The sequence below is a fragment of the Escherichia sp. MOD1-EC6475 genome (assembly GCF_003046645.1).
Classification (GTDB): domain Bacteria; phylum Pseudomonadota; class Gammaproteobacteria; order Enterobacterales; family Enterobacteriaceae; genus Escherichia; species Escherichia ruysiae.
In genome coordinates, this window is record NZ_PZKQ01000046.1 from 1 (window position 1) to 21524 (window position 21524).

Annotated in this window: 19 protein-coding genes and 1 pseudogene; 7 read left to right on the forward strand and 13 right to left on the reverse strand. The window is 51.5% G+C overall.

Annotated features, from left to right (window positions below; translation table 11 throughout):
• Positions 1-59 precede the first annotated feature (59 nt).
• The 12 genes and pseudogenes from A7589_RS15030 to acuI all read right to left on the reverse strand — a co-directional run bounded on the left by A7589_RS15030 (position 60) and on the right by acuI (position 10495).
• A complete protein-coding gene (locus A7589_RS15030; RefSeq protein WP_000620010.1) occupies positions 60-239 on the reverse strand; it encodes a DUF2556 family protein in 180 nt (59 codons plus the stop codon).
• 83 nt (positions 240-322) lie between these two features.
• The gene (yhdJ, locus tag A7589_RS15035) at positions 323-1207 is read right to left on the reverse strand and encodes an adenine-specific DNA-methyltransferase (protein WP_001258932.1); all 885 of its coding nucleotides are present in this window, start codon (positions 1205-1207) and stop codon (positions 323-325) included.
• 85 nt (positions 1208-1292) lie between these two features.
• The gene (gene fis / locus A7589_RS15040) at positions 1293-1589 is read right to left on the reverse strand and encodes a DNA-binding transcriptional regulator Fis (protein ID WP_000462905.1); all 297 of its coding nucleotides are present in this window, start codon (positions 1587-1589) and stop codon (positions 1293-1295) included.
• Between the two features lie 25 nt (positions 1590-1614).
• Positions 1615-2580, reverse strand: a complete 966-nt coding sequence (dusB, locus tag A7589_RS15045; protein WP_001219652.1) for a tRNA dihydrouridine synthase DusB — start codon at positions 2578-2580, stop codon at positions 1615-1617.
• A 328-nt stretch (positions 2581-2908) separates the two neighbouring features.
• Positions 2909-3790 carry a 50S ribosomal protein L11 methyltransferase gene (gene prmA / locus A7589_RS15050; protein WP_001145841.1) on the reverse strand — a complete coding sequence of 294 codons (882 nt, stop codon included), beginning with the start codon at positions 3788-3790 and terminating at the stop codon, positions 2909-2911.
• 11 nt (positions 3791-3801) lie between these two features.
• Positions 3802-5252, reverse strand: a pseudogene (panF, locus tag A7589_RS15055) (sodium/pantothenate symporter).
• Positions 5242-5484 carry a YhdT family protein gene (locus tag A7589_RS15060; protein ID WP_000381170.1) on the reverse strand — a complete coding sequence of 81 codons (243 nt, stop codon included), beginning with the start codon at positions 5482-5484 and terminating at the stop codon, positions 5242-5244. Before A7589_RS15060 ends, panF begins: the two are co-directional and overlap by 11 nt.
• Positions 5485-5592: 108 nt before the next feature.
• Positions 5593-6942 carry an acetyl-CoA carboxylase biotin carboxylase subunit gene (gene accC / locus A7589_RS15065; protein ID WP_000884623.1) on the reverse strand — a complete coding sequence of 450 codons (1350 nt, stop codon included), beginning with the start codon at positions 6940-6942 and terminating at the stop codon, positions 5593-5595.
• 10 nt (positions 6943-6952) lie between these two features.
• Positions 6953-7423, reverse strand: a complete 471-nt coding sequence (gene accB, locus A7589_RS15070) for an acetyl-CoA carboxylase biotin carboxyl carrier protein (protein WP_000354618.1) — start codon at positions 7421-7423, stop codon at positions 6953-6955.
• A 395-nt stretch (positions 7424-7818) separates the two neighbouring features.
• Positions 7819-8418: a protein-methionine-sulfoxide reductase heme-binding subunit MsrQ gene (gene msrQ / locus A7589_RS15075; protein WP_001240071.1), complete on the reverse strand. Its 600-nt coding sequence runs from the start codon at positions 8416-8418 to the stop codon at positions 7819-7821.
• Complete coding sequence (msrP, locus tag A7589_RS15080; protein WP_000723881.1) at positions 8419-9423, reverse strand: protein-methionine-sulfoxide reductase catalytic subunit MsrP; 1005 nt, start codon at positions 9421-9423, stop codon at positions 8419-8421.
• Positions 9424-9520: 97 nt separating this feature from the next.
• Positions 9521-10495, reverse strand: coding sequence for an acrylyl-CoA reductase (NADPH) (acuI, locus tag A7589_RS15085; RefSeq protein WP_016159496.1), 975 nt, complete (start codon positions 10493-10495; stop codon positions 9521-9523).
• Between the two features lie 151 nt (positions 10496-10646).
• Here acuI and csrD point away from each other — a divergent pair, with 151 nt between their 5' ends.
• A complete protein-coding gene (csrD, locus tag A7589_RS15090; protein WP_001241426.1) occupies positions 10647-12587 on the forward strand; it encodes an RNase E specificity factor CsrD in 1941 nt (646 codons plus the stop codon).
• On the opposite strand, the gene A7589_RS15095 is transcribed toward csrD, so the two are convergent.
• A complete protein-coding gene (locus A7589_RS15095) occupies positions 12584-12733 on the reverse strand; it encodes a hypothetical protein (protein WP_016159494.1) in 150 nt (49 codons plus the stop codon). The two genes, csrD and A7589_RS15095, sit on opposite strands and share 4 nt — an antisense overlap.
• 159 nt (positions 12734-12892) lie before the next feature.
• Between A7589_RS15095 and mreB the strand changes: the two genes are divergently transcribed.
• From mreB to yhdP, 6 genes are all read left to right on the forward strand, one after another.
• Complete coding sequence (gene mreB, locus A7589_RS15105) at positions 12893-13936, forward strand: rod shape-determining protein MreB (protein ID WP_000913396.1); 1044 nt, start codon at positions 12893-12895, stop codon at positions 13934-13936.
• Positions 13937-14001: 65 nt separating this feature from the next.
• A complete protein-coding gene (mreC, locus tag A7589_RS15110) occupies positions 14002-15072 on the forward strand; it encodes a rod shape-determining protein MreC (RefSeq protein ID WP_000802527.1) in 1071 nt (356 codons plus the stop codon).
• On the forward strand, positions 15072-15560 hold the full coding sequence (mreD, locus tag A7589_RS15115) for a rod shape-determining protein MreD (RefSeq protein ID WP_000135265.1): 489 nt from the start codon (positions 15072-15074) through the stop codon (positions 15558-15560). The genes mreC and mreD overlap by 1 nt, the downstream gene beginning before the upstream one ends.
• 8 nt (positions 15561-15568) lie before the next feature.
• Positions 15569-16162: a nucleoside triphosphate pyrophosphatase YhdE gene (yhdE, locus tag A7589_RS15120; RefSeq protein WP_000203083.1), complete on the forward strand. Its 594-nt coding sequence runs from the start codon at positions 15569-15571 to the stop codon at positions 16160-16162.
• Entirely contained in the window at positions 16152-17621 is a 1470-nt protein-coding gene (gene rng, locus A7589_RS15125; RefSeq protein WP_000123197.1) for a ribonuclease G, read from the forward strand. Before yhdE ends, rng begins: the two co-directional genes overlap by 11 nt.
• A gap of 67 nt (positions 17622-17688) precedes the next feature.
• Complete coding sequence (yhdP, locus tag A7589_RS15130) at positions 17689-21489, forward strand: AsmA2 domain-containing protein YhdP (protein WP_108188906.1); 3801 nt, start codon at positions 17689-17691, stop codon at positions 21487-21489.
• Positions 21490-21524 lie beyond the last annotated feature (35 nt).

Below are 21524 nucleotides of genomic sequence, written 5' to 3' on the forward strand. Positions count from 1 at the left end.
AGTTGGCAGCATCACCCGAAATTAATTCATCAAACAAATGAATTAAGTGTCATGTAAATTTACATTCTGTCCTGAAAATTCAGCTCATCACAGTTAACCAGTTTAAGTGGATTAACCGAGTTCATATTGCGGCATTTGTCTGTTTCTGTTGCCAGCAGTTCAATCCATTGCATCAGTAAAGCATCAAACAGAAAAACGGAGATAGCGAAAACGACGAGCCACCAATACTTGCGAATCATTACCTGAACCTGTGCATGTTTAACCTGGTCTGGCAGGAAATATACACGAAATGAATAATCTGAAAACCAGGCTTACACTTCCTTTACTTTGCAATGGGATCGGGGTCAACTTCGCTTAACCGGCTTCGTTTTGACAGGTTGCAGGTCTTTCTTTTTTTCACTTTCGCCAGATCTTCCACGGAGTAATGTGACGCGACATCCAGCCGTCGAAGCCCCATTTTGATGTACTCGCTGTTAATCTCAATACCAATGAATTTTCGCCCGCTGGCGACGGCTACGGCACCGGTAGTAAAGCTACCGGCAAACGGGTCGAGAACGACATCGCCAGGGTTGGAAGAGGCGAGAATAATGCGCTTCAGTAATGCTTCCGGTTTTTGCGTCGGATGGTTTTCATATTCATCCATCAAATAACGCACGCGTGGAAAATCCCAGACATTACCCGGTACTTTTTGATGATTGTAAGGCTGTGGAGGATTTTTACGGTAATCGATCAACGCGCGCTGCGATCCGGTTTTAGCTTCTACCAGAATAGCATCACCGTTGAACGTGTAGTTCTTTGCATCTTTCACCATCATCAGGATGGGTTCGTACATGGAGCCGTAGTGTTTCTTTGCCTGCACCCCAGAACTGTCATATGACCAGACGATGCGACTTTTGATGGTAAAGAACTTGCGGCACTGGATATCGATAAAGGGCATGTTTTCCGTGCTGTTCATGATGTACATGCTGCCCTGCTTTTTCAGAACGCGGTGGCACTCTGCAATCACTTCAAACAGCCAGTCGATAAACAGTTCTTCTTTCCAGGCTTCGATCAGACCATCAAAATTTTTACCGATGTTATAAGGTGGGTCGGCAAAGATCAGATCGACGCTTTCGGTGGGTAGTTTTTTAAGCTCGGCAAGTGCATCACCGTGAATAATAGTCTTAGCTTCATTACCAAACCGGGTCGGTTCACATCCTGTTCTCATGGTCACTCCCTTTGTGACACCTATAAAAAAGGCGCTTCCCCATGCCGAGTAGCGCCTTTTTAATCAAGCATTTAGCTAACCTGAATTAGTTCATGCCGTACTTTTTCAATTTTTTACGCAGCGTACCACGGTTGATGCCCATCATCAGCGCAGCACGGGTCTGGTTACCACGGGTGTATTGCATCACCATGTCCAACAGGGGCTGTTCTACTTCAGCCAGTACCAGCTCATAGAGGTCATTCACATCCTGACCATTCAGTTGAGCAAAATAGTTCTTCAGTGCCTGTTTAACCGAGTCACGCAGGGGTTTTTGGGTTACCTGATCCTGAGAGTTAACGGTAGAAACGGTCAGTACGTCAGAATTTACGCGTTGTTCGAACATAGTTCTGTCAGCTCTTTATTTCTGTTTACGCAAAATTTTCGAAGTATGCCTCCAACGCCTCCAGCTGTTCGCTGGCATCCTCAATGGCGTTGAATGTGCGCCGAAACTGGTCATTTGGAGCGTGTTCCTGGAGATACCAGGAAACGTGTTTACGTGCAATTCGGTATCCTTTTGCCGGACCATAAAAGTCATGCAGTTCCCGAACGTGCGCGCAAAGCAAGCGCTTAACCTCTGCCAAAGGCAGCGGGGGCAGCAACTCCCCAGTGTCCAGATAATGCTGGATTTCCCGAAAGATCCAGGGTCTTCCCTGAGCTGCACGGCCTATCATCAGAGCATCCGCCCCTGTATAGTCGAGCACAGCTCTGGCTTTAAGCGGGTCAGTAATGTCGCCATTCGCGATAACCGGAATGGAAACTTTCTGCTTAACTGCCCGAATACTGTCGTACTCAGCTTCTCCATTGAACAAACAGGCGCGTGTACGGCCATGAATGGTCAGAGCCTGAATGCCACAGTCTTCAGCCAGTTGGGCAATCTCTTCACAGTTACGGTGTTCTGGCGCCCAGCCGGTGCGAATCTTCAGGGTAACAGGAACGTCCACTGCATTGACGACCTCGGTAAGGATCGATTTAACGACATCCGGGTACTGCAAGAGGGCTGAACCTGCGAGCTTGCGATTCACTTTTTTAGCCGGGCAACCCATATTGATATCAATAATCTGGGCACCGCTTTCCACGTTAATACGTGCTGCATCTGCCATTTCTTTCGGATCGCTACCAGCAATTTGCACGGTGCGAATACCGGGTTCATCAATGTGCACCATCCGTAAACGAGATTTGTCGCTTTCCCAAACCTGAGGGTTAGAAGACATCATCTCGGATACTGTCAATCCGGCTCCCATCTCGTAGCACAACGTCCGAAAAGGTCTGTCTGTAATGCCAGCCATGGGCGCTGCGATCAGGCGATTTCTGAGCTGATATTGTCCGATGCGCATGAGTTAAGAAATGACCATACTGTGACTGCAAGGCGGCGTATATTACGCATTTTTTGCACGAGATGAAAGGCCAAACTTTGACCAATCCTCTGAGATGGATCAAAGAATTGCATTTAAAATGAGCGTAGCGCGATAATTAATCATAAAAATCATCATATTAGAAAATAGTGACTAAAATTTACACTCAAAGAAATTTGAGTAAGTTCTCAATTTTTCTTTATGAATGAAAATTTTGGCACGCAAAATTGCGTAAATAATCAGCAAATTTACGTGCCTTTTGTGACCTTGCTCGCACTTCGCCCTGCATCACCATGTGGTTATGCGAAGGTTAATTCTTACGACCAGTAATGCGACACCACTCTTCTTTTTCCACAACCGGGTCGAGCGTGAAGTTATCAGCATAAGCTTCACAAACGCTCTCTGCCTGGCTTGCCAGAATACCGGAAAGGCCCAGCAAACCGCCTGAAACCGGCAGGACGCTGATTAACGGTGCCAGTTCACGTAATGGGCCTGCGAGGATATTAGCGACCACCACGTCGGCTTTCATTTCTTCTGGCTGATCTTTCGGGAGATAGAGTTCCAGACGCTCGGAAACGCCATTGCGTTCAGCGTTGTCACGGCTTGCCTGAATAGCCTGCGGGTCGATATCAATACCAATAGCTTTTGCTGCACCAAGTTTCAGCGCCGCTATAGCCAGAATGCCGGAGCCACAACCAAAGTCGATGACCGTTTTACCGGTTAAATCGAGGCTGTCGAGCCATTGCAGGCACAGAGAGGTGGTTGGATGAGTCCCTGTACCAAACGCCAGGCCTGGGTCTAACATTACGTTGACAGCGTTTTCGTCCGGCACATCACGCCAGCTTGGGCAGATCCACAGACGTTCACCAAAGCGCATTGGGTGGAAATTATCCATCCATTCGCGCTCCCAGTCTTTATCTTCCAGTTGTTCGATTTTATGCGCGAAGCCCGCGCCGAGCAGCGGATGGTTTTCCAGAATCGCCACAACTTCATTCATGTCAGTTTCAGCGTCGAACAGACCTATCACATCGGTATCGCCCCACAGGCGAGTTTCGCCAGGCAGCGGCTCAAACACCGGTGTATCGTGGGTGTCCTGAAAAGTGATAGAAACGGCACCCGCTTCCATCAGCGCATCGCTAAGATCTTCTGCGTTCGCGCCGGTGGTGTTCAGTTTCAGTTGGATCCAAGGCATGGTAAAACTCTTTATTTATCAGTAGTCAAACGGTAGCTTGCGGGACGGATGTACCGAAACGGTTTCCGACCAGGAAAGCCAGCAAACTTAGCAGTAACGAGGGCACGATAGGGTGGAAGCCCAGGTACTGAATATTCAGCGTCGCAAGTACGGCATACAGCACGCCGCCGACGATCATGGCACTTAGCGCGCCTTTGGCGTTGGCGCGTTCCCAGTAAAGACCCAGCACCAGCGGCCACAGGAAAACGGCTTCCAGCCCTCCGAAGGCCAGCAAATTCAGCCAGATGATCATTTCTGGCGGCTTCCAGGCGGCAAGCAGCAGCAACGCGCCGAGCACTAACGTAATTACTGCCGACATCCGCTTCAGACGCGTCTCATTTTGCATTTGATCCGGACGGATATTCAGATAGAGATCTTTAATGATCGTAGCGGAACTTTGCAGCAATTGGGCGTTGATTGTCGACATGATCGCAGCCATTGGTGCAGCAAGGAAGATCCCGGCAGCAAATGGCGGCAGCACTTTTACCATCAACGTTGGGATCACCAGATCCGGTACGGTGAGATCGGGGATCACTGCCCGACCTAACGCTCCGGCAAGGTGCATACCAAACATCAGGATCGCCACCACAACCGTACCAATGATGATCCCACGATGTACTGCTTTACTGTCTTTATAAGAGATGCAGCGCACAGCGGTATGCGGCAGACCAATCACGCCAAAACACACCAGCACCCAGAACGACGTCATAAAGGCTGGCGACAGAATATCGTCAGCACCTTGCGGCGTAACCAGCTGCGGATCGATGGTTTGCAGCGTCTCTACTGCGTTGCTTAATCCGCCAGCAGCATGGACCACGCCGACCAGCAGCACAATGGTGCCAATCAACATCACCAGCCCTTGCATAGTGTCGTTCAGCACGCTGGCGCGAAAGCCGCCAAAGGCGGTATACAACGCAATGCTGATACCGAAAATCAGCAGGCCGGTTTCATAAGGAATACCCGCAGCGGTTTCCAGCAGGCGCGCACCGCCGATAAACTGCACGGTCATCGCACCAACGAACGCAACCAGCAAACTCAAACTTGCCAGCCACACCAGAAGACGGCTCTGGTAACGGGCAAACAGCATATCGTTCAGCGTTACTGCATTGTAACGGCGCGCGAGAATCGCGAACTTTTTGCCGAGAATACCGAGCGAAAGCCAGACTGCCGGTAGCTGGATCATCGCCAGTAATACCCAGCCCAGCCCGTATTTATAAGCAGCACCAGGCCCGCCGATAAACGAACTGGCGCTGATATAGGTTGCGGTGAGCGTCATCGCCAGCACAATACCGCCCATAGAACGGCTGCCGAGGAAATACTCATTAAGGAACGTGCCCGCGCTCCGTTTACGCATCGCGTAGACAGAGATCCCGAACACAACCACCAGATAGGCGACCAGCGGTAGAATTACTTCAAGCTGCATCGTCATCCTCCAGCGGGATATCGCGATAGATAAATTTCACCATCGCCCAGCACAGTCCAATAAACAGCAGCGGCGTCAGGATGCAGGCCATCTCAAACCAGCGTGGAAAGCCGGTAAAACCGGGGGCAACGCCAGGTAAGTAAGCGGCTACTAACCATACAGCCAGATACAAAAGGGTCAGCCCCAGCGCCCAGCGCGCCTCTTTATGGGCCTGAACAAAACGAGTGTCCATTTTTTGTCCCTGATGGGTGAAGAAAGCGGGGATTGTACCTTATGGGGCTTGTCGATCCCCAGAAATAAAAAAGGCCGGAAAATCCGGCCTTTTGACGTTTTTGCAGTCTTATTTTTCCTGAAGACCGAGTTTTTTCTCCAGATAGTGGATGTTAGTGCCACCATGCTGGAAGTTCTCGTCGTTCATGATGCGGATCTGCAGATCAACGTTGGTTTTGATACCGTCGATGATTAGCTCCTGCAGCGCATTCTTCATACGTGCAATTGCCACGTCACGGTTTTCACCGTAGCAAATCAGTTTGCCGATCATTGAGTCATAGTACGGCGGCACGGTGTAGCCAGCGTAGATATGAGACTCCCAACGCACGCCAAAACCGCCAGGTGCGTGGAAACGGGTGATTTTGCCCGGGCTTGGCAGGAAGGTGTTCGGATCTTCGGCGTTGATACGGCATTCCACCGCATGGCCGCGAACGTGAACTTCTTCTTGCTTGATCGACAGCGGTTGACCTGCCGCGATACGCAGCTGTTCTTTGATCAGGTCAACGCCGGTGATCATTTCAGTAACCGGGTGTTCTACCTGAATACGGGTGTTCATTTCGATGAAATAGAACTCGCCGTTTTCGAACAGGAACTCGAAAGTACCTGCACCGCGATAGCCGATATCAACACACGCTTTAGCGCAACGTTCGCCGATGTAACGACGCAGTTCCGGGGTAATGCCCGGTGCTGGCGCTTCTTCGACGACTTTCTGGTGACGACGCTGCATGGAGCAGTCACGTTCTGCCAGATAGATTGCGTTGCCCTGACCGTCCGCTAGTACCTGGATCTCGACGTGGCGAGGATTTTCCAGGTATTTCTCCATATACACCATATCATTGCTAAAAGCAGCTTTCGCTTCCGCACGGGTCATGGAGATAGACTGCGCCAGTTCAGCGTCGCTGCGCACAACGCGCATACCGCGACCGCCGCCGCCGCCGGAGGCTTTGATAATCACCGGATAACCAATGCGTTTTGCAATGGCGCGGTTTTTATCCATATCATCGCCCAGCGGGCCGTCAGAACCCGGAACGCAAGGAACGCCAGCTTTTTTCATCGCTGCAATTGCAGACACTTTGTCGCCCATCAGGCGAATAGTGTCTGCTTTCGGGCCGATGAAGATAAAGCCAGAGCGTTCAACCTGCTCGGCAAAATTAGCGTTTTCGGAAAGGAAGCCGTAACCCGGATGGATTGCTACTGCGCCGGTGATTTCAGCGGCGCTGATGATAGCCGGGATGTTCAGATAACTTTTTACTGACGGAGCCGGGCCAATACAGACCGTTTCATCTGCCAGTAATACGTGTTTTAAATCGCGATCCGCGCTGGAGTGCACAGCGACAGTCTTAATGCCCAGTTCTTTACAGGCACGAAGAATACGCAATGCAATCTCGCCACGGTTGGCAATAACAATTTTATCCAGCATGTTCGCCTCGTTACTCGATGACGACCAGCGGCTCGTCAAATTCTACCGGTTGTCCACTTTCGACCAGAATTGCTTTCACAGTACCGGATTTGTCTGCTTCGATCTGGTTCATCATTTTCATGGCTTCAACGATGCACAGGGTATCGCCCACGTTCACTTTCTGACCCACTTCGATGAACGCTTTCGCGTCCGGGCTTGGGGTGCGATAGAAAGTACCAACCATTGGGGAACGTACGATGTGACCACTGATTTCCGCTGCTGCTGGCGCTTCCATGGAAGGAACGGTCGCCGGAGCGGCTGCGTTAGATTGAGCTGGCTGCTGCATCATCGGTGCAGCGTAAGCTTGTTGCATCATCGGGAAACTAGCGGCAGGTGCTGCACGGCTGATGCGTACTGACTCTTCGCCTTCAGAAATTTCCAGTTCAGAGATGCCTGATTCTTCAACCAGCTCGATCAGTTTTTTAATCTTACGAATATCCATGAGTGGGTTCCGTACTCTTTGTTTAGTGTGATTGTGACAGGCGTTTCAGCGCCGTCTGTAAAGCGTATGCCCCGACAGCTGTATGCATAGCGATAAATTCCAGCTGACCGGGACGCCGGTCTATTTTGCCCCAGAGCGTCAATGTGAGACTTGACGGACATTGTGCAGCGATCTGCTGCTATCCTCCGGCAAAAAACAAAATATACCTTCGTTGCGCCATTGTCACCTTTTCCGCAGCTTAAAAACCGCGTTAGGGAGAACGAAGTCGCACATTATAACGATTTCGTAGCAATTGGCAGCTAAATACTGGTCTTATCAGGGAAGATAATCAACAGCTAACATGTAAATAACTTTCAACGCCGTGCATTTTGCAACAAGCCGCACAGTTCATGAAATTAGCGCCACCATTGACGGAACTTCTTAAAACGTAAGGCTAAAAGCAGTAAAGCCAGCCCGGCGTAGATAACCGGCTGTGGTGAGATAATCTTCACTGACCACAGATAATGTATGGGAGCCAGGATCGCGACCAGATAGACGAAGTTATGCAACTGTTGCCAGCGTTTACCTAAGTTTCGCTGCATCGCCTGCGTGGAAGTGAATGCTAAAGCCAGTAAAATCAGCCAACTGACAATGCCGAGCGTTAAATAAGGTCTGGTGATTAATTCCTGACCGAATAACGTCAGGTTATTCACGCCCAGTTCCAGTAAGGCATAACTGGTTAAGTGCAGCGTTGCCCAGGCGAAACACCATAAACCTAGCAGGCGGCGGGTGCGTATCAATAAGGGCTGTTTAGCATAGCGCGCTAGTGGCGTAATTAATAAGGTCGCCAGCAAGAATTTCAGCGCAGTCCGACCAGTAAAATGCTGAATATCTTTCACCGGATCGGCGCTTAATCCGCCATGATTGATTGCCCATACCAGCCAGACAAACGGTAAAAATCCGGCAAGATGCAGGCAAACTTTCAGCCATGTCACTTGTTTTGCTGTCAGTCGCACTTAAAAATTCTCCCGTAAATCCAGGCCACGATAAAGCGACGCTACTTGATCGGCGTATCCGTTAAACAGCAGCGTAGGCTGGCGTTGTACATCCAGAATGCCGCCTGAACCAATAAAACGTTCGGTGGCCTGCGACCAACGGGGATGATCAACATGCGGATTGACGTTGGCGTAAAAGCCATATTCATTGGGCGCAGCCAGATTCCAGGTGGTTGGCGGACGTTCGCGGGTCAGCTTAATGCTGACAATCGATTTAATCCCTTTAAAGCCATATTTCCACGGCACAATCAGCCGCACCGGTGCGCCATTTTGTGGTGGTAGCGCCTTGCCATAGACACCGACGGTCATCAGCGTGAGTGGATGCATCGCTTCGTCGAGACGTAATCCTTCTATATAAGGATATTTCAGGCCGCCGCCAATAAACCGGTCCTGCTGGCCTGGCATCTGTTCCGGCGCATAAATGGTTTCGAAGGCGACGTATTTTGCGTTACTGGTTGGTTCCGCCAGTGCCAGTAATTTGTGCAGCGGGAAACCAATCCACGGTACGACCATCGACCATGCTTCCACGCAGCGCATACGGTAAATCCGCTCTTCCAGCGGGAAACGACGGGTTAAGGCTTCGTGGTCGAGCGTTAACGGTTTGGCGACTTCACCACTGATTTTCAACGTCCACGGATCGGTTTTCAGGCTGCCGGCATTTGCCGCTGGGTCCGCTTTATCCAGCCCGAACTCATAGTAGTTGTTATAGCCGGAAACTTTATCTTCCGGCGTGAGCGGCAGATTATTTTGCCAGGCGGCAGGTTTACTAAACTCCAGCGGCTTCCCGGCAGGTGCGGGCGGGCGATCGTTGCCCTTAAACCAGTTAAGCAGGTCGGCATGTGTAGTGGTTGGCAGAGAAAGTGCAGCTGCGCTGATGCCTAATGTTTTCAGAATCTGCCGACGTTGCATAAAAAAAGCCGATTCGGCAGTGACATCGGCTTCTGTAAATTGACGAATTTTTTTCATAACAGACTCCCGGTATGCTCCTGATTACTATGGCAGGGAGAATGTCAAAGTGCTGCTAAAATTCGTTAGTTATATGTAAATTATTTTGTACGAAATCTTAACTTATTTTTACCAGTGTGCGCCCCTGCACCTGGTTATTAATAATGGCTTCGGCAAACTTCGGTGCCTCTGTCAGTGAGATTTCTTTTGCTGCCTGTGAATAGAATGATTCCGGTAGATCAGCGACCAGACGCTGCCAGGCCTGCGCCCGACGAGCTGGTGGCGTCATGACTGAATCCACTCCTTGCAGACGGACGTTGCGCAGAATAAACGGCATTACCGTGGTTGGCAGAGCAAAGCCACCCGCCAGACCACAAGCCGCCACGCAGCCGCCGTAGTTCATTTGTGCCAGTACTTTCGCCAGTACTTTGTCACCAACGGTGTCAATTGCGCCTGCCCAGAGTTGTTTTTCCAGCGGACGGGATTCAGCAAACTCATCGCGCGGCAGAATACGGCTGGCGCCTAAACTTTTCAGATACTCATGGGTACTTTCGCGACCAGATACAGCAACGACCTGATAACCTAACTTATGCAACAGCGCCACGGCTGTACTGCCGACGCCGCCGCTGGCACCCGTCACCACAATCTCGCCATCCTGCGGACGAATACCGGCATCTTCCAGTGCCATTACGCACAGCATGGCGGTAAACCCGGCAGTACCGATAATCATCGCTTTACGCGCGTCCAGACCTTGCGGCATCGCAACAAGCCAGTCACCTTTTACGCGCGCCTGTTGTGCCAGCCCGCCCCAGTGGTTTTCACCGACGCCCCAACCCGTCAGTAACACTTCCTGACCGGCATGAAAACGAGGATCTTCACTGGCGCGTACCGTTCCGGCGAAGTCAATGCCAGGAATCATCGGAAAATTACGGATGATTTTTCCTTTACCAGTAATCGCCAGTGCATCTTTATAATTCAGACTCGACCACTGGACATCGACCGTCACATCGCCTTCCGGCAGGCGACTTGCGTCCAGAGTCTGTACAGATGCGAGGGTTTTACCGTCCTGCTGTTCTAAAAGTAACGCCTGCATAAGAGATCCTCATGTGCATGATGGATTGGAAAATAATTTCTGAAGACTATACTCGCTAATGGAAAAGCAAAGCCGATGAAGCGCAATAAATTGCGAGATAAATCTGATTTGCTAGTATGCCCGCGTCCTCACTATCGGAGTTAACACAAGGATGAGATTAACGACGAAATTTTCGGCCTTTGTCACGCTGCTCACCGGGTTAACAATTTTTGTGACTCTGCTGGGCTGCTCGCTTAGTTTCTACAACGCCATTCAGTATAAGTTTAGTCATCGTGTTCAGGCAGTGGCGACGGCGATCGATACCCACCTTGTGTCGAATGACTTCAGCACATTGAGGCCACAAATCAGCGAACTGATGATGTCTGCAGATATCGTTCGCGTGGATCTTTTGCACGATAAAAAACAGGTTTATACCCAGTCCCGCAATGGTAGTTACCGTCCGGTGGGAACCAGCGATCTGTTTCGCGAACTGACTGTACCGTTGATTAAACATCCGGGGATGTCGCTGCGTTTGGTTTATCAGGACCCGATGGGCAACTATTTCCACTCGTTGATGACCACCGCACCGCTCACCAGTGCGATTGGATTTATCATTATTATGCTCTTCCTGGCAGTACGCTGGTTACAGCGGCAACTTGCCGGGCAAGAACTGCTGGAAACCCGCGCCACACGTATTTTAAATGGCGAGCGAGGCTCGAATGTGTTGGGAACCATCTATGAATGGCCGCCCAGAACCAGCAGTGCGCTGGATACGCTGCTTTGTGAAATTCAGAACGCACGCGAACAGCACAGTCGTCTTGATACACTGATTCGCTCCTATGCTGCTCAGGACATCAAAACCGGCCTTAATAACCGACTCTTTTTCGATAATCAGTTAGCAACGTTACTGGAAGATCAGGAGAAAGTGGGGACTCACGGGATCGTGATGATGATCCGCCTGCCGGATTTCAATATGTTGAGCGATACCTGGGGGCACAGCCAGGTTGAAGAACAGCTCTTTACCCTGACAAATCTGTTATCGACATTTATGATGCGTTATCCGGGGGCGCTATTGGCGCGTTATCACCGTAGCGATTTCGCCGTGCTGTTGCCACACCGGACATTAAAAGAGGCGGAGAGTATTGCCGGGCAATTGATCAAGGCGGTCGATACCTTACCGACGAATAAAATGCTGGATCGTGATGATATGATTCACATCGGCATCTGTGCCTGGCGTAGCGGGCAGGATACCGAACAGGTGATGGAACATGCGGAATCCGCCACGCGCAATGCAGGATTACAGGGCGGCAATAGCTGGGCTATTTACGATGACTCGTTACCTGAAAAAGGGCGCGGTAACGTTCGTTGGCGTACGCTCATCGAGCAAATGCTGAGTCGCGGCGGCCCGCGTCTTTATCAGAAACCGGCGGTTACCCGTGAAGGGCAGGTTCATCACCGCGAACTGATGTGTCGTATCTTTGATGGTAACGAAGAGGTCAGTTCGGCGGAATATATGCCGATGGTGTTGCAGTTTGGCTTATCGGAAGAGTATGACCGTCTGCAAGTCAGTCGCCTCATCCCGCTGTTACGCTATTGGCCGCAAGAAAATCTGGCGATTCAGGTCACCGTTGAGTCGTTGATTCGCCCGCGTTTCCAGCGTTGGCTACGCGATACACTGATGCAGTGTGAAAAATCACAGCGAAAACGCATAATTATTGAACTTGCAGAGGCTGATGTTGGTCAACATATCGGTCGCTTGCAACCTGTCATTCGTTTGGTGAATGCTTTAGGAGTTCGGGTCGCCGTCAACCAGGCTGGTTTGACGCTGGTAAGTACCCGTTGGATCAAAGAACTTAATGTCGAATTACTCAAGCTCCATCCGGGGCTGGTAAGAAACATTGAGAAGCGAACAGAGAATCAATTGTTGGTTCAGAGCATGGTAGAAGCGTGTTCCGGGACCAACACCCAGGTTTACGCTACTGGCGTACGTTCGCGAAGCGAGTGGCAGACCCTGATTCAGCGTGGGGTTTTGGGTGGGCAGGGGGATTTTTTTGCGTCCTCACAGCCACTTGATACTAACGTGAAAAAATATTCACAAAGATACTCGGTTTAACCTGCCGTTTGATCCGTTTTCACGTAGAATAACGCGCGCTGCGTTTCACGGGAGCGTGCTTGTCTGTTCGCCAGATTGTTGCAGCACATATGCAGATTAATGACCTTACGCAGTTGCAAACAGGCGAGGAATGCATGCTGATGCATTTAGCCTCTCTGGACTCAGGTAGAGATTTGTAACAAAGGAAACAAACTGCACTAATTTTCACCGTAGCAGATGATTTTTGCGCCTTGTCGCTGCTGCGTGTGGTTGGTAAAGTAAGCGGATTTTCTTTTCCGCCCCAGCTTTCAGGATTATCCCTTAGTATGTTGAAAAAATTTCGTGGCATGTTTTCCAATGACTTGTCCATTGACCTGGGTACTGCGAATACCCTCATTTATGTAAAAGGACAAGGCATCGTATTGAATGAGCCTTCTGTGGTGGCTATTCGTCAGGATCGTGCCGGTTCACCGAAAAGCGTAGCTGCAGTAGGTCATGACGCGAAGCAGATGCTGGGCCGTACGCCGGGCAATATTGCTGCCATTCGCCCAATGAAAGATGGCGTTATCGCTGATTTCTTCGTGACTGAAAAGATGCTCCAGCACTTTATCAAACAAGTGCACAGCAACAGCTTTATGCGTCCAAGCCCGCGAGTTCTGGTTTGTGTGCCGGTTGGCGCTACCCAGGTTGAGCGCCGTGCTATTCGTGAATCCGCGCAGGGCGCAGGCGCCCGCGAAGTATTCCTGATTGAAGAGCCGATGGCCGCAGCAATCGGCGCCGGCTTGCCGGTATCTGAAGCAACCGGTTCCATGGTGGTTGATATCGGTGGTGGTACTACTGAAGTTGCCGTTATCTCCCTGAACGGTGTGGTTTACTCCTCTTCTGTACGTATCGGCGGTGACCGCTTCGACGAAGCGATCATCAACTACGTTCGTCGTAACTACGGTTCTCTGATCGGTGAAGCGACTGCAGAACGTATCAAACACGAAATCGGTTCTGCTTATCCGGGCGATGAAGTCCGTGAAATTGAAGTTCGTGGCCGTAACCTGGCAGAAGGCGTGCCACGCGGCTTTACATTGAATTCCAACGAAATCCTCGAAGCGCTGCAAGAGCCGCTGACCGGCATCGTTAGCGCGGTGATGGTTGCGCTGGAGCAGTGCCCGCCGGAACTCGCTTCCGACATTTCCGAGCGCGGAATGGTGCTCACTGGCGGTGGTGCGCTGCTGCGTAACCTTGACCGTTTGTTAATGGAAGAAACCGGCATTCCTGTTGTTGTTGCTGAAGACCCGCTGACCTGTGTGGCGCGCGGTGGCGGCAAAGCACTGGAAATGATCGACATGCACGGCGGCGACCTGTTCAGCGAAGAGTAATCGGATGCAGGCAGGGGAAGCATCTGTTTGCCCTGCCTGGTCTGATACGAGAATACGCATAACTTATGAAGCCAATTTTTAGCCGTGGCCCGTCGCTACAGATTCGCCTTATTCTGGCGGTGCTGGTGGCGCTCGGCGTTATTATTGCCGACAGTCGCCTGGGGATGTTTAGTCAAATCCGTACCTATATGGATACCGCCGTCAGTCCTTTCTACTTTGTTTCCAATGCTCCTCGAGAATTGCTGGATGGCGTATCGCAGACGCTGGCCTCGCGTGATCAACTAGAACTTGAAAACCGGGCGTTACGTCAGGAATTGCTGTTGAAAAACAGCGAACTGCTGATGCTTGGACAATACAAACAGGAGAACGCGCGCCTGCGCGAGCTGCTGGGTTCTCCGTTGCGCCAGGATGAGCAGAAGATGGTGACCCAGGTTATCTCTACGGTTAACGATCCGTACAGCGATCAAGTCGTTATCGACAAAGGCAGCGTTAACGGAGTTTATGAAGGCCAGCCGGTCATCAGCGACAAAGGTGTTGTTGGCCAGGTGGTGGCGGTCGCCAAACTGACCAGCCGCGTGCTGCTGATTTGCGACGCGACCCATGCACTGCCAATTCAGGTACTCCGTAATGATATCCGCGTAATTGCTGCGGGTAACGGTTGTACTGATGATTTACAACTTGAGCACCTGCCAGCGAATACTGATATTCGTGTTGGTGATGTATTGGTGACATCTGGTCTTGGTGGACGCTTCCCGGAAGGTTATCCGGTGGCGGTCGTCTCTTCTGTGAAACTCGATACCCAGCGCGCTTATACCGTGATCCAGGCGCGTCCGACTGCGGGGCTGCAACGTTTGCGTTATCTGCTGCTGCTGTGGGGCGCAGATCGTAACGGTGCTAATCCCATGACGCCGGAAGAGGTGCATCGCGTCGCTAATGAACGCCTGATGCAGATGATGCCGCAGGTATTGCCTTCGCCAGACGCAATGGGACCAAAACTTCCGGAACCGGCAACGGGAATTACCCAGCCAGACCCGCAGCAACCTGCAACAGGTACTGCCACTAACCGCTCTCCACAAAGGGCTACGCCGCCGCAAAGTGGTGCTCAACCGCCTGCACGTGCGCCGGGAGGGCAATAGTGGCGAGATATCGTAGCCAGGGGCGCTGGGTTATCTGGCTCTCTTTCCTCATCGCCTTGTTACTACAAATTATGCCCTGGCCGGATAATCTCATCGTTTTCCGGCCAAACTGGGTATTGCTCATCTTATTGTATTGGATCCTGGCCTTGCCTCATCGCGTAAATGTGGGCACAGGTTTTGTGATGGGTGCCATACTGGATCTGATCAGTGGCTCTACGCTCGGTGTCCGGGCGTTGTCGATGAGTATCATTGCTTATCTGGTAGCACTGAAATTCCAGCTTTTCCGCAACCTGGCATTATGGCAGCAGGCGCTGGTCGTCATGTTGCTTTCGCTGGTAGTGGATATTATTGTTTTCTGGGCAGAGTTTTTAGTGATCAACGTCTCTTTCAGACCCGAAGTGTTCTGGAGTAGTGTAGTCAATGGTGTGCTCTGGCCGTGGATTTTCTTGCTGATGCGCAAAATCCGTCAGCAGTTTGCAGTGCAATAAAGGTTTCTATGACTTCTCTGTATTTAGCTTCCGGTTCTCCGCGTCGTCAGGAGTTACTTGCGCAACTTGGCGTGACCTTTGAACGTATTGTTACGGGCATTGAGGAACAGCGTCATCCGCAGGAGAGCGCGCAGCAGTATGTTATGCGTCTGGCGCGTGAGAAAGCGCAAGCAGGTGTTGCTCATACTGCGCAGGATCTCCCGGTGCTGGGAGCGGATACCATCGTTGTCCTGAATGGGGAAGTGTTAGAGAAACCGCGCGATGCAGAACATGCGGCGCAGATGTTGCGCAAATTATCGGGACAGACTCATCAGGTAATGACGGCGGTGGCGCTGGCAGACAGCCAGTACATTCTCGATTGTCTGGTGGTCACCGATGTGACGTTCAGAACGTTAACAGACGAAGACATTGCGGGCTATGTTGCCAGCGGTGAACCGTTAGATAAAGCAGGTGCATACGGTATTCAGGGGCTGGGTGGTTGTTTTGTCAGGAAGATAAATGGCAGCTATCACGCCGTAGTCGGCTTACCGCTGGTTGAAACGTATGAATTATTAAGTAATTTTAACGCACTGCGTGACAAAAGGGATAAACATGACGGCTGAATTGTTGGTAAACGTAACGCCTTCGGAAACACGAGTGGCGTATATTGATGGCGGTATTCTGCAGGAAATTCATATTGAACGTGAGGCGCGACGCGGAATAGTAGGCAATATCTACAAGGGTCGTGTAAGTCGTGTACTTCCGGGTATGCAGGCGGCTTTTGTAGATATTGGGCTGGATAAAGCCGCGTTTCTTCATGCATCCGACATCATGCCGCACACCGAATGTGTGGCGGGTGAAGAACAAAAGCAGTTCACGGTGCGCGATATTTCAGAGCTGGTGCGTCAGGGACAAGATCTGATGGTGCAGGTGGTGAAAGACCCGCTTGGCACTAAAGGTGCGCGCCTGACCACAGATATCACGCTGCCATCTCGCTATCTGGTGTTTATGCCGGGTGCATCTCACGTTGGGGTTTCCCAACGCATTGAAAGTGAATCTGAACGTGAACGCCTGAAAAAAGTGGTCGCAGAGTATTGCGACGAGCAGGGCGGATTTATCATCCGTACTGCGGCGGAAGGGGTTGGCGAAGCGGAGCTGGCCTCTGATGCTGCCTACCTGAAACGTGTCTGGACCAAAGTGATGGAGCGTAAAAAGCGTCCACAGACCCGTTATCAACTGTACGGCGAACTGGCGCTGGCGCAGCGTGTTCTGCGTGATTTCGCCGACGCTGAGCTGGATCGTATTCGCGTTGACTCGCGCCTGACTTACGAAGCATTGCTTGAGTTCACCTCGGAATATATTCCTGAGATGACCAGCAAGCTGGAGCATTACACCGGACGCCAGCCAATTTTCGATCTCTTTGATGTCGAAAACGAAATCCAGCGGGCGCTGGAACGCAAAGTAGAACTGAAATCCGGCGGCTATCTGATTATCGACCAGACCGAAGCGATGACCACTGTGGACATCAATACCGGGGCGTTTGTCGGTCATCGCAATCTGGACGACACCATCTTCAATACCAATATTGAAGCGACGCAGGCTATCGCTCGCCAGTTACGGTTGCGTAACCTGGGCGGGATTATCATTATTGATTTCATCGACATGAATAATGAAGATCACCGTCGCCGCGTATTGCATTCGCTGGAACAGGCGTTGAGTAAAGACCGGGTGAAAACCAGCGTTAACGGTTTTTCTGCTCTGGGGTTGGTGGAAATGACGCGTAAACGCACCCGCGAAAGCATTGAGCACGTACTGTGTAATGAATGCCCTACCTGCCACGGTCGCGGAACGGTAAAAACCGTGGAAACGGTATGCTATGAAATCATGCGCGAGATCGTTCGCGTGCACCATGCTTACGACTCTGACCGTTTCCTGGTCTATGCTTCTCCGGCAGTAGCGGAAGCCTTGAAAGGCGAAGAATCTCACTCGCTGGCGGAAGTGGAAATTTTCGTAGGCAAGCAGGTTAAAGTACAAATCGAACCGCTCTACAACCAGGAGCAGTTTGACGTCGTAATGATGTAAACAGATGCTGGGCCGCCATCCGGCAAAGGGTTTTTGAGTCACATTTTTAGCAGACAAGGAGTGACGGGTGAGGCGATTGCCGGGGATTTTACTGCTTACTGGAGCCGCGCTCGTTGTGATCGCTGCGCTGCTGGTCAGCGGCCTGCGTATTGCTTTACCGCACCTCGACGCCTGGCGCCCGGAAATCCTTAACAAAATTGAATCCGCGACGGGTATGCCGGTGGCAGCCAGTCAGCTCTCCGCCAGTTGGCAAAATTTTGGCCCAACACTTGAAGCACACGACATCCGCGCTGAGTTGAAAGATGGCGGTGAGTTTTCGGTTAAACGTGTCACCCTGGCGCTGGATGTCTGGCAGAGCCTGCTGCATATGCGCTGGCAGTTTCGCGACCTCACTTTCTGGCAACTGCGCTTTCGCACCAATACTCCCATCACCAGTGGTGGTAGTAATGATAGCCTGGAAGCCAGCCACATCAGCGATCTGTTTCTTCGTCAGTTCGATCACTTCGATCTCCGCGATAGCGAAATCAGCTTCCTGACACCATCCGGTCAGCGCGCTGAACTGGCGATCCCGCAACTCACCTGGCTTAACGATCCACGTAGACACCGCGCGGAAGGTCAGGTAAGTCTCTCCAGTCTGACCGGACAACACGGCGTGATGCAGGTGCGCATGGATCTGCGTGATGACGAGGGACTGTTAAGCAATGGTCGCGTCTGGCTCCAGGCTAATGACATTGACCTGAAGCCGTGGCTCGGTAAATGGATGCAGGACAATATTGCGCTGGAAACGGCACAGTTCTCCCTTGAAGGCTGGATGACGATCGACAAAGGCGATGTGATCGGCGGCGATGTCTGGCTGAAACAGGGTGGTGCAAGCTGGCTGGGCGAGAAAAAAACACATTCGCTGTCGGTGGATAATCTGACCGCGCACATAACGCGCGAACATTCGGGCTGGCAGTTTTCCATTCCTGATACGCGGATCACCATGGACGGCAAACCCTGGCCGAGTGGAGCTTTGACGCTGGCCTGGATACCGGAACAGGACGTTGGCGGCAAAAACAATAAACGCAGTGACGAACTACGGATTCGCGCCAGCAATCTGGAGCTGGCGGGGCTGGAAGGCATACGCCCATTAGCAGCGAAACTTTCACCTGCGCTGGGTGATATCTGGCGTTCAACCCAGCCGAGCGGCAAGATCAACACGCTGGCGCTGGATATCCCGCTTCAGGCGGCAGAGAAGACCCGCTTTCAGGCATCGTGGAGCGATCTGGCCTGGAAACAATGGAAATTATTGCCAGGCGCGGAACATTTCTCCGGGACGCTTTCAGGAAGCGTAGAAAATGGTTTGCTGACGGCTTCCATGAAGCAGGCGAAAATGCCTTACGAAACGGTATTTCGCGCACCGCTGGAAATTGCCGACGGTCAGGCAACTATAAGCTGGTTGAATAATGACAAAGGTTTCCAGCTGGATGGTCGTAACATCGACGTCAAAGCTAAAGCCGTCCATGCGCGCGGCGGTTTTCGTTACCTGCAACCTGCTAACGATGAACCCTGGCTGGGGATTCTGGCTGGCATTAGTACCGATGATGGTTCACAAGCCTGGCGCTATTTCCCGGAAAACCTGATGGGGAAAGAGTTAGTCGATTATCTAAGTGGCGCAATTCAGGGCGGTGAAGCGGATAACGCGACCCTGGTTTATGGCGGCAATCCACATCTTTTCCCTTACAAACACAACGAAGGTCAGTTTGAAGTGCTGGTGCCGCTGCGTAACGCGAAGTTTGCTTTCCAGCCAGATTGGCCAGCGTTGACTAATCTCGATATTGAACTGGACTTTATTAACGACGGTTTATGGATGAAAACCGATGGTGTTAATCTGGGCGGTGTGCGCGCCAGTAACCTCACTGCGGTGATCCCTGACTACTCGAAAGAAAAGTTGCTGATTGACGCTGACATTAAAGGTCCGGGTAAAGCCGTTGGTCCTTACTTTGATGAGACGCCGCTGAAGGATTCGCTGGGAGCGACCCTGCAAGAACTCCAGCTCGACGGCGATGTGAATGCTCGCTTACATCTCGATATCCCGCTGAACGGCGAACTGGTTACAGCGAAAGGTGAAGTGACGCTGCGCAACAACAGTCTGTTTATCAAACCCCTCGACAGCACTCTGAAAAATTTGAGCGGAAAATTCAGCTTTATCAATGGTGATCTGCAAAGTGAACCACTGACAGCAAGCTGGTTTAACCAGCCACTGAACGTGGATTTTTCCACCAAAGAAGGGGCGAAAGCCTACCAGGTTGCGGTGAATCTCAACGGCAACTGGCAACCGGCGAAAACCGGCGTTCTGCCTGAAGCGGTGAACGAAGCGTTAAGCGGCAGCGTGGCGTGGGATGGAAAAGTGGGTATTGAGCTGCCTTATCATGCTGGCGCGACCTATAACGTAGAGCTGAACGGCGATCTGAAGAATGTGAGTAGTCACTTACCCTCACCGTTAGCCAAACCTGCGGGCGAACCGCTACCGGTTAACATTAAGGTTGATGGCAATCTCAACAGCTTTGAATTAACCGGGCAGGCTGGCACGAAGAACCATTTCAATAGCCGCTGGTTGCTCGGTCAAAAGTTGACGCTTGAGCGCGCTATCTGGGCGGCAGACAGCAAAACGCTTCCCCCGTTACCGGAACAGAGTGGTGTTGAGTTAAATATGCCGCCAATGGACGGCGCCGAGTGGCTGGCGCTATTCCAGAAAGGCGCGACGGAAAAAGTTGGCAGCGCGGCGAGTTTCCCTCAGCACATTACGTTACGTACACCGGCGTTGTCATTGGGGAATCAGCAGTGGAATAACCTGAGCATCGTCTCGCAACCGATGGCAAACGGTACGCAGGTTGAGGCGCAAGGGCGTGAAATCAACGCTACGCTGGCGATGCGTAATAACGCGCCGTGGCTGGCGAATATTAAATATCTCTATTACAACCCGAACGTAGCAAAAACCGGTGGTAAATCAACGAGTTCATCACCTTTCCCGACCACGGAGCGCATCAGCTTCCGTGGCTGGTCGGACGCGCAAATACGTTGCGCAGAGTGCTGGTTCTGGGGGCAAAAATTCGGTCGCATCGACAGCGATATCACCATTTCCGGCGATACGTTAACGCTGACCAATGGACTGATTGATACCGGTTTCTCGCGACTCACTGCCGATGGTGAATGGGTTAACAATCCGGGGAATGAACGCACCTCGCTGAAAGGAAAACTGCGCGGACAGAAAATTGATGCCGCCGCAGAATTTTTTGGTGTCACGACGCCAATACGCCAGTCGTCATTTAATGTGGATTACGATTTACACTGGCGTAAAGCACCGTGGCAGCCAGATGAAGCGACATTGAATGGCATCATTCATACTCAACTGGGCAAAGGCGAAATTACCGAAATTAGCACCGGACATACCGGGCAATTGCTGCGCTTATTGAGCGTTGATGCCCTGATGCGTAAGCTGCGTTTTGATTTCAGGGATACCTTTGGCGAAGGGTTCTATTTTGACTCCATTCGCAGCACCGCGTGGATTAAAGACGGCGTTATGCACACTGACGATACGCTGGTGGATGGCCTGGAAGCGGATATCGCCATGAAAGGGTCGGTAAATCTGGTACGTCGCGATCTGAATATGGAAGCGGTTGTCGCACCAGAGATTTCTGCGACGGTGGGCGTGGCTGCAGCTTTTGCGGTTAACCCCATTGTCGGCGCGGCAGTGTTTGCCGCCAGTAAAGTGCTGGGGCCGCTGTGGAGCAAAGTTTCCATTTTGCGCTATCACATTTCGGGTCCGCTGGACGATCCGCAAATCAACGAAGTGTTGCGCCAACCGCGTAAAGAAAAAGCGCAATGATTTGACGAGGGCGCGTAATTGCCCCAATCTCATAA

What these genes read in the sequence shown, in the direction of transcription:
- A7589_RS15030 (WP_000620010.1), bottom strand. Translation starts at nt 239, where the DNA reads ATGATTCGCAAGTATTGGTGGCTCGTCGTTTTCGCTATCTCCGTTTTT.
- yhdJ (WP_001258932.1), bottom strand. Translation starts at nt 1,207, where the DNA reads ATGAGAACAGGATGTGAACCGACCCGGTTTGGTAATGAAGCTAAGACT.
- fis (WP_000462905.1), bottom strand. Translation starts at nt 1,589, where the DNA reads ATGTTCGAACAACGCGTAAATTCTGACGTACTGACCGTTTCTACCGTT.
- dusB (WP_001219652.1), bottom strand. Translation starts at nt 2,580, where the DNA reads ATGCGCATCGGACAATATCAGCTCAGAAATCGCCTGATCGCAGCGCCC.
- prmA (WP_001145841.1), bottom strand. Translation starts at nt 3,790, where the DNA reads ATGCCTTGGATCCAACTGAAACTGAACACCACCGGCGCGAACGCAGAA.
- A7589_RS15060 (WP_000381170.1), bottom strand. Translation starts at nt 5,484, where the DNA reads ATGGACACTCGTTTTGTTCAGGCCCATAAAGAGGCGCGCTGGGCGCTG.
- accC (WP_000884623.1), bottom strand. Translation starts at nt 6,942, where the DNA reads ATGCTGGATAAAATTGTTATTGCCAACCGTGGCGAGATTGCATTGCGT.
- accB (WP_000354618.1), bottom strand. Translation starts at nt 7,423, where the DNA reads ATGGATATTCGTAAGATTAAAAAACTGATCGAGCTGGTTGAAGAATCA.
- msrP (WP_000723881.1), bottom strand. Translation starts at nt 9,423, where the DNA reads ATGAAAAAAATTCGTCAATTTACAGAAGCCGATGTCACTGCCGAATCG.
- acuI (WP_016159496.1), bottom strand. Translation starts at nt 10,495, where the DNA reads ATGCAGGCGTTACTTTTAGAACAGCAGGACGGTAAAACCCTCGCATCT.
- csrD (WP_001241426.1), top strand. Translation starts at nt 10,647, where the DNA reads ATGAGATTAACGACGAAATTTTCGGCCTTTGTCACGCTGCTCACCGGG.
- A7589_RS15095 (WP_016159494.1), bottom strand. Translation starts at nt 12,733, where the DNA reads ATGCATCAGCATGCATTCCTCGCCTGTTTGCAACTGCGTAAGGTCATT.
- mreB (WP_000913396.1), top strand. Translation starts at nt 12,893, where the DNA reads ATGTTGAAAAAATTTCGTGGCATGTTTTCCAATGACTTGTCCATTGAC.
- mreC (WP_000802527.1), top strand. Translation starts at nt 14,002, where the DNA reads ATGAAGCCAATTTTTAGCCGTGGCCCGTCGCTACAGATTCGCCTTATT.
- yhdE (WP_000203083.1), top strand. Translation starts at nt 15,569, where the DNA reads ATGACTTCTCTGTATTTAGCTTCCGGTTCTCCGCGTCGTCAGGAGTTA.
- rng (WP_000123197.1), top strand. Translation starts at nt 16,152, where the DNA reads ATGACGGCTGAATTGTTGGTAAACGTAACGCCTTCGGAAACACGAGTG.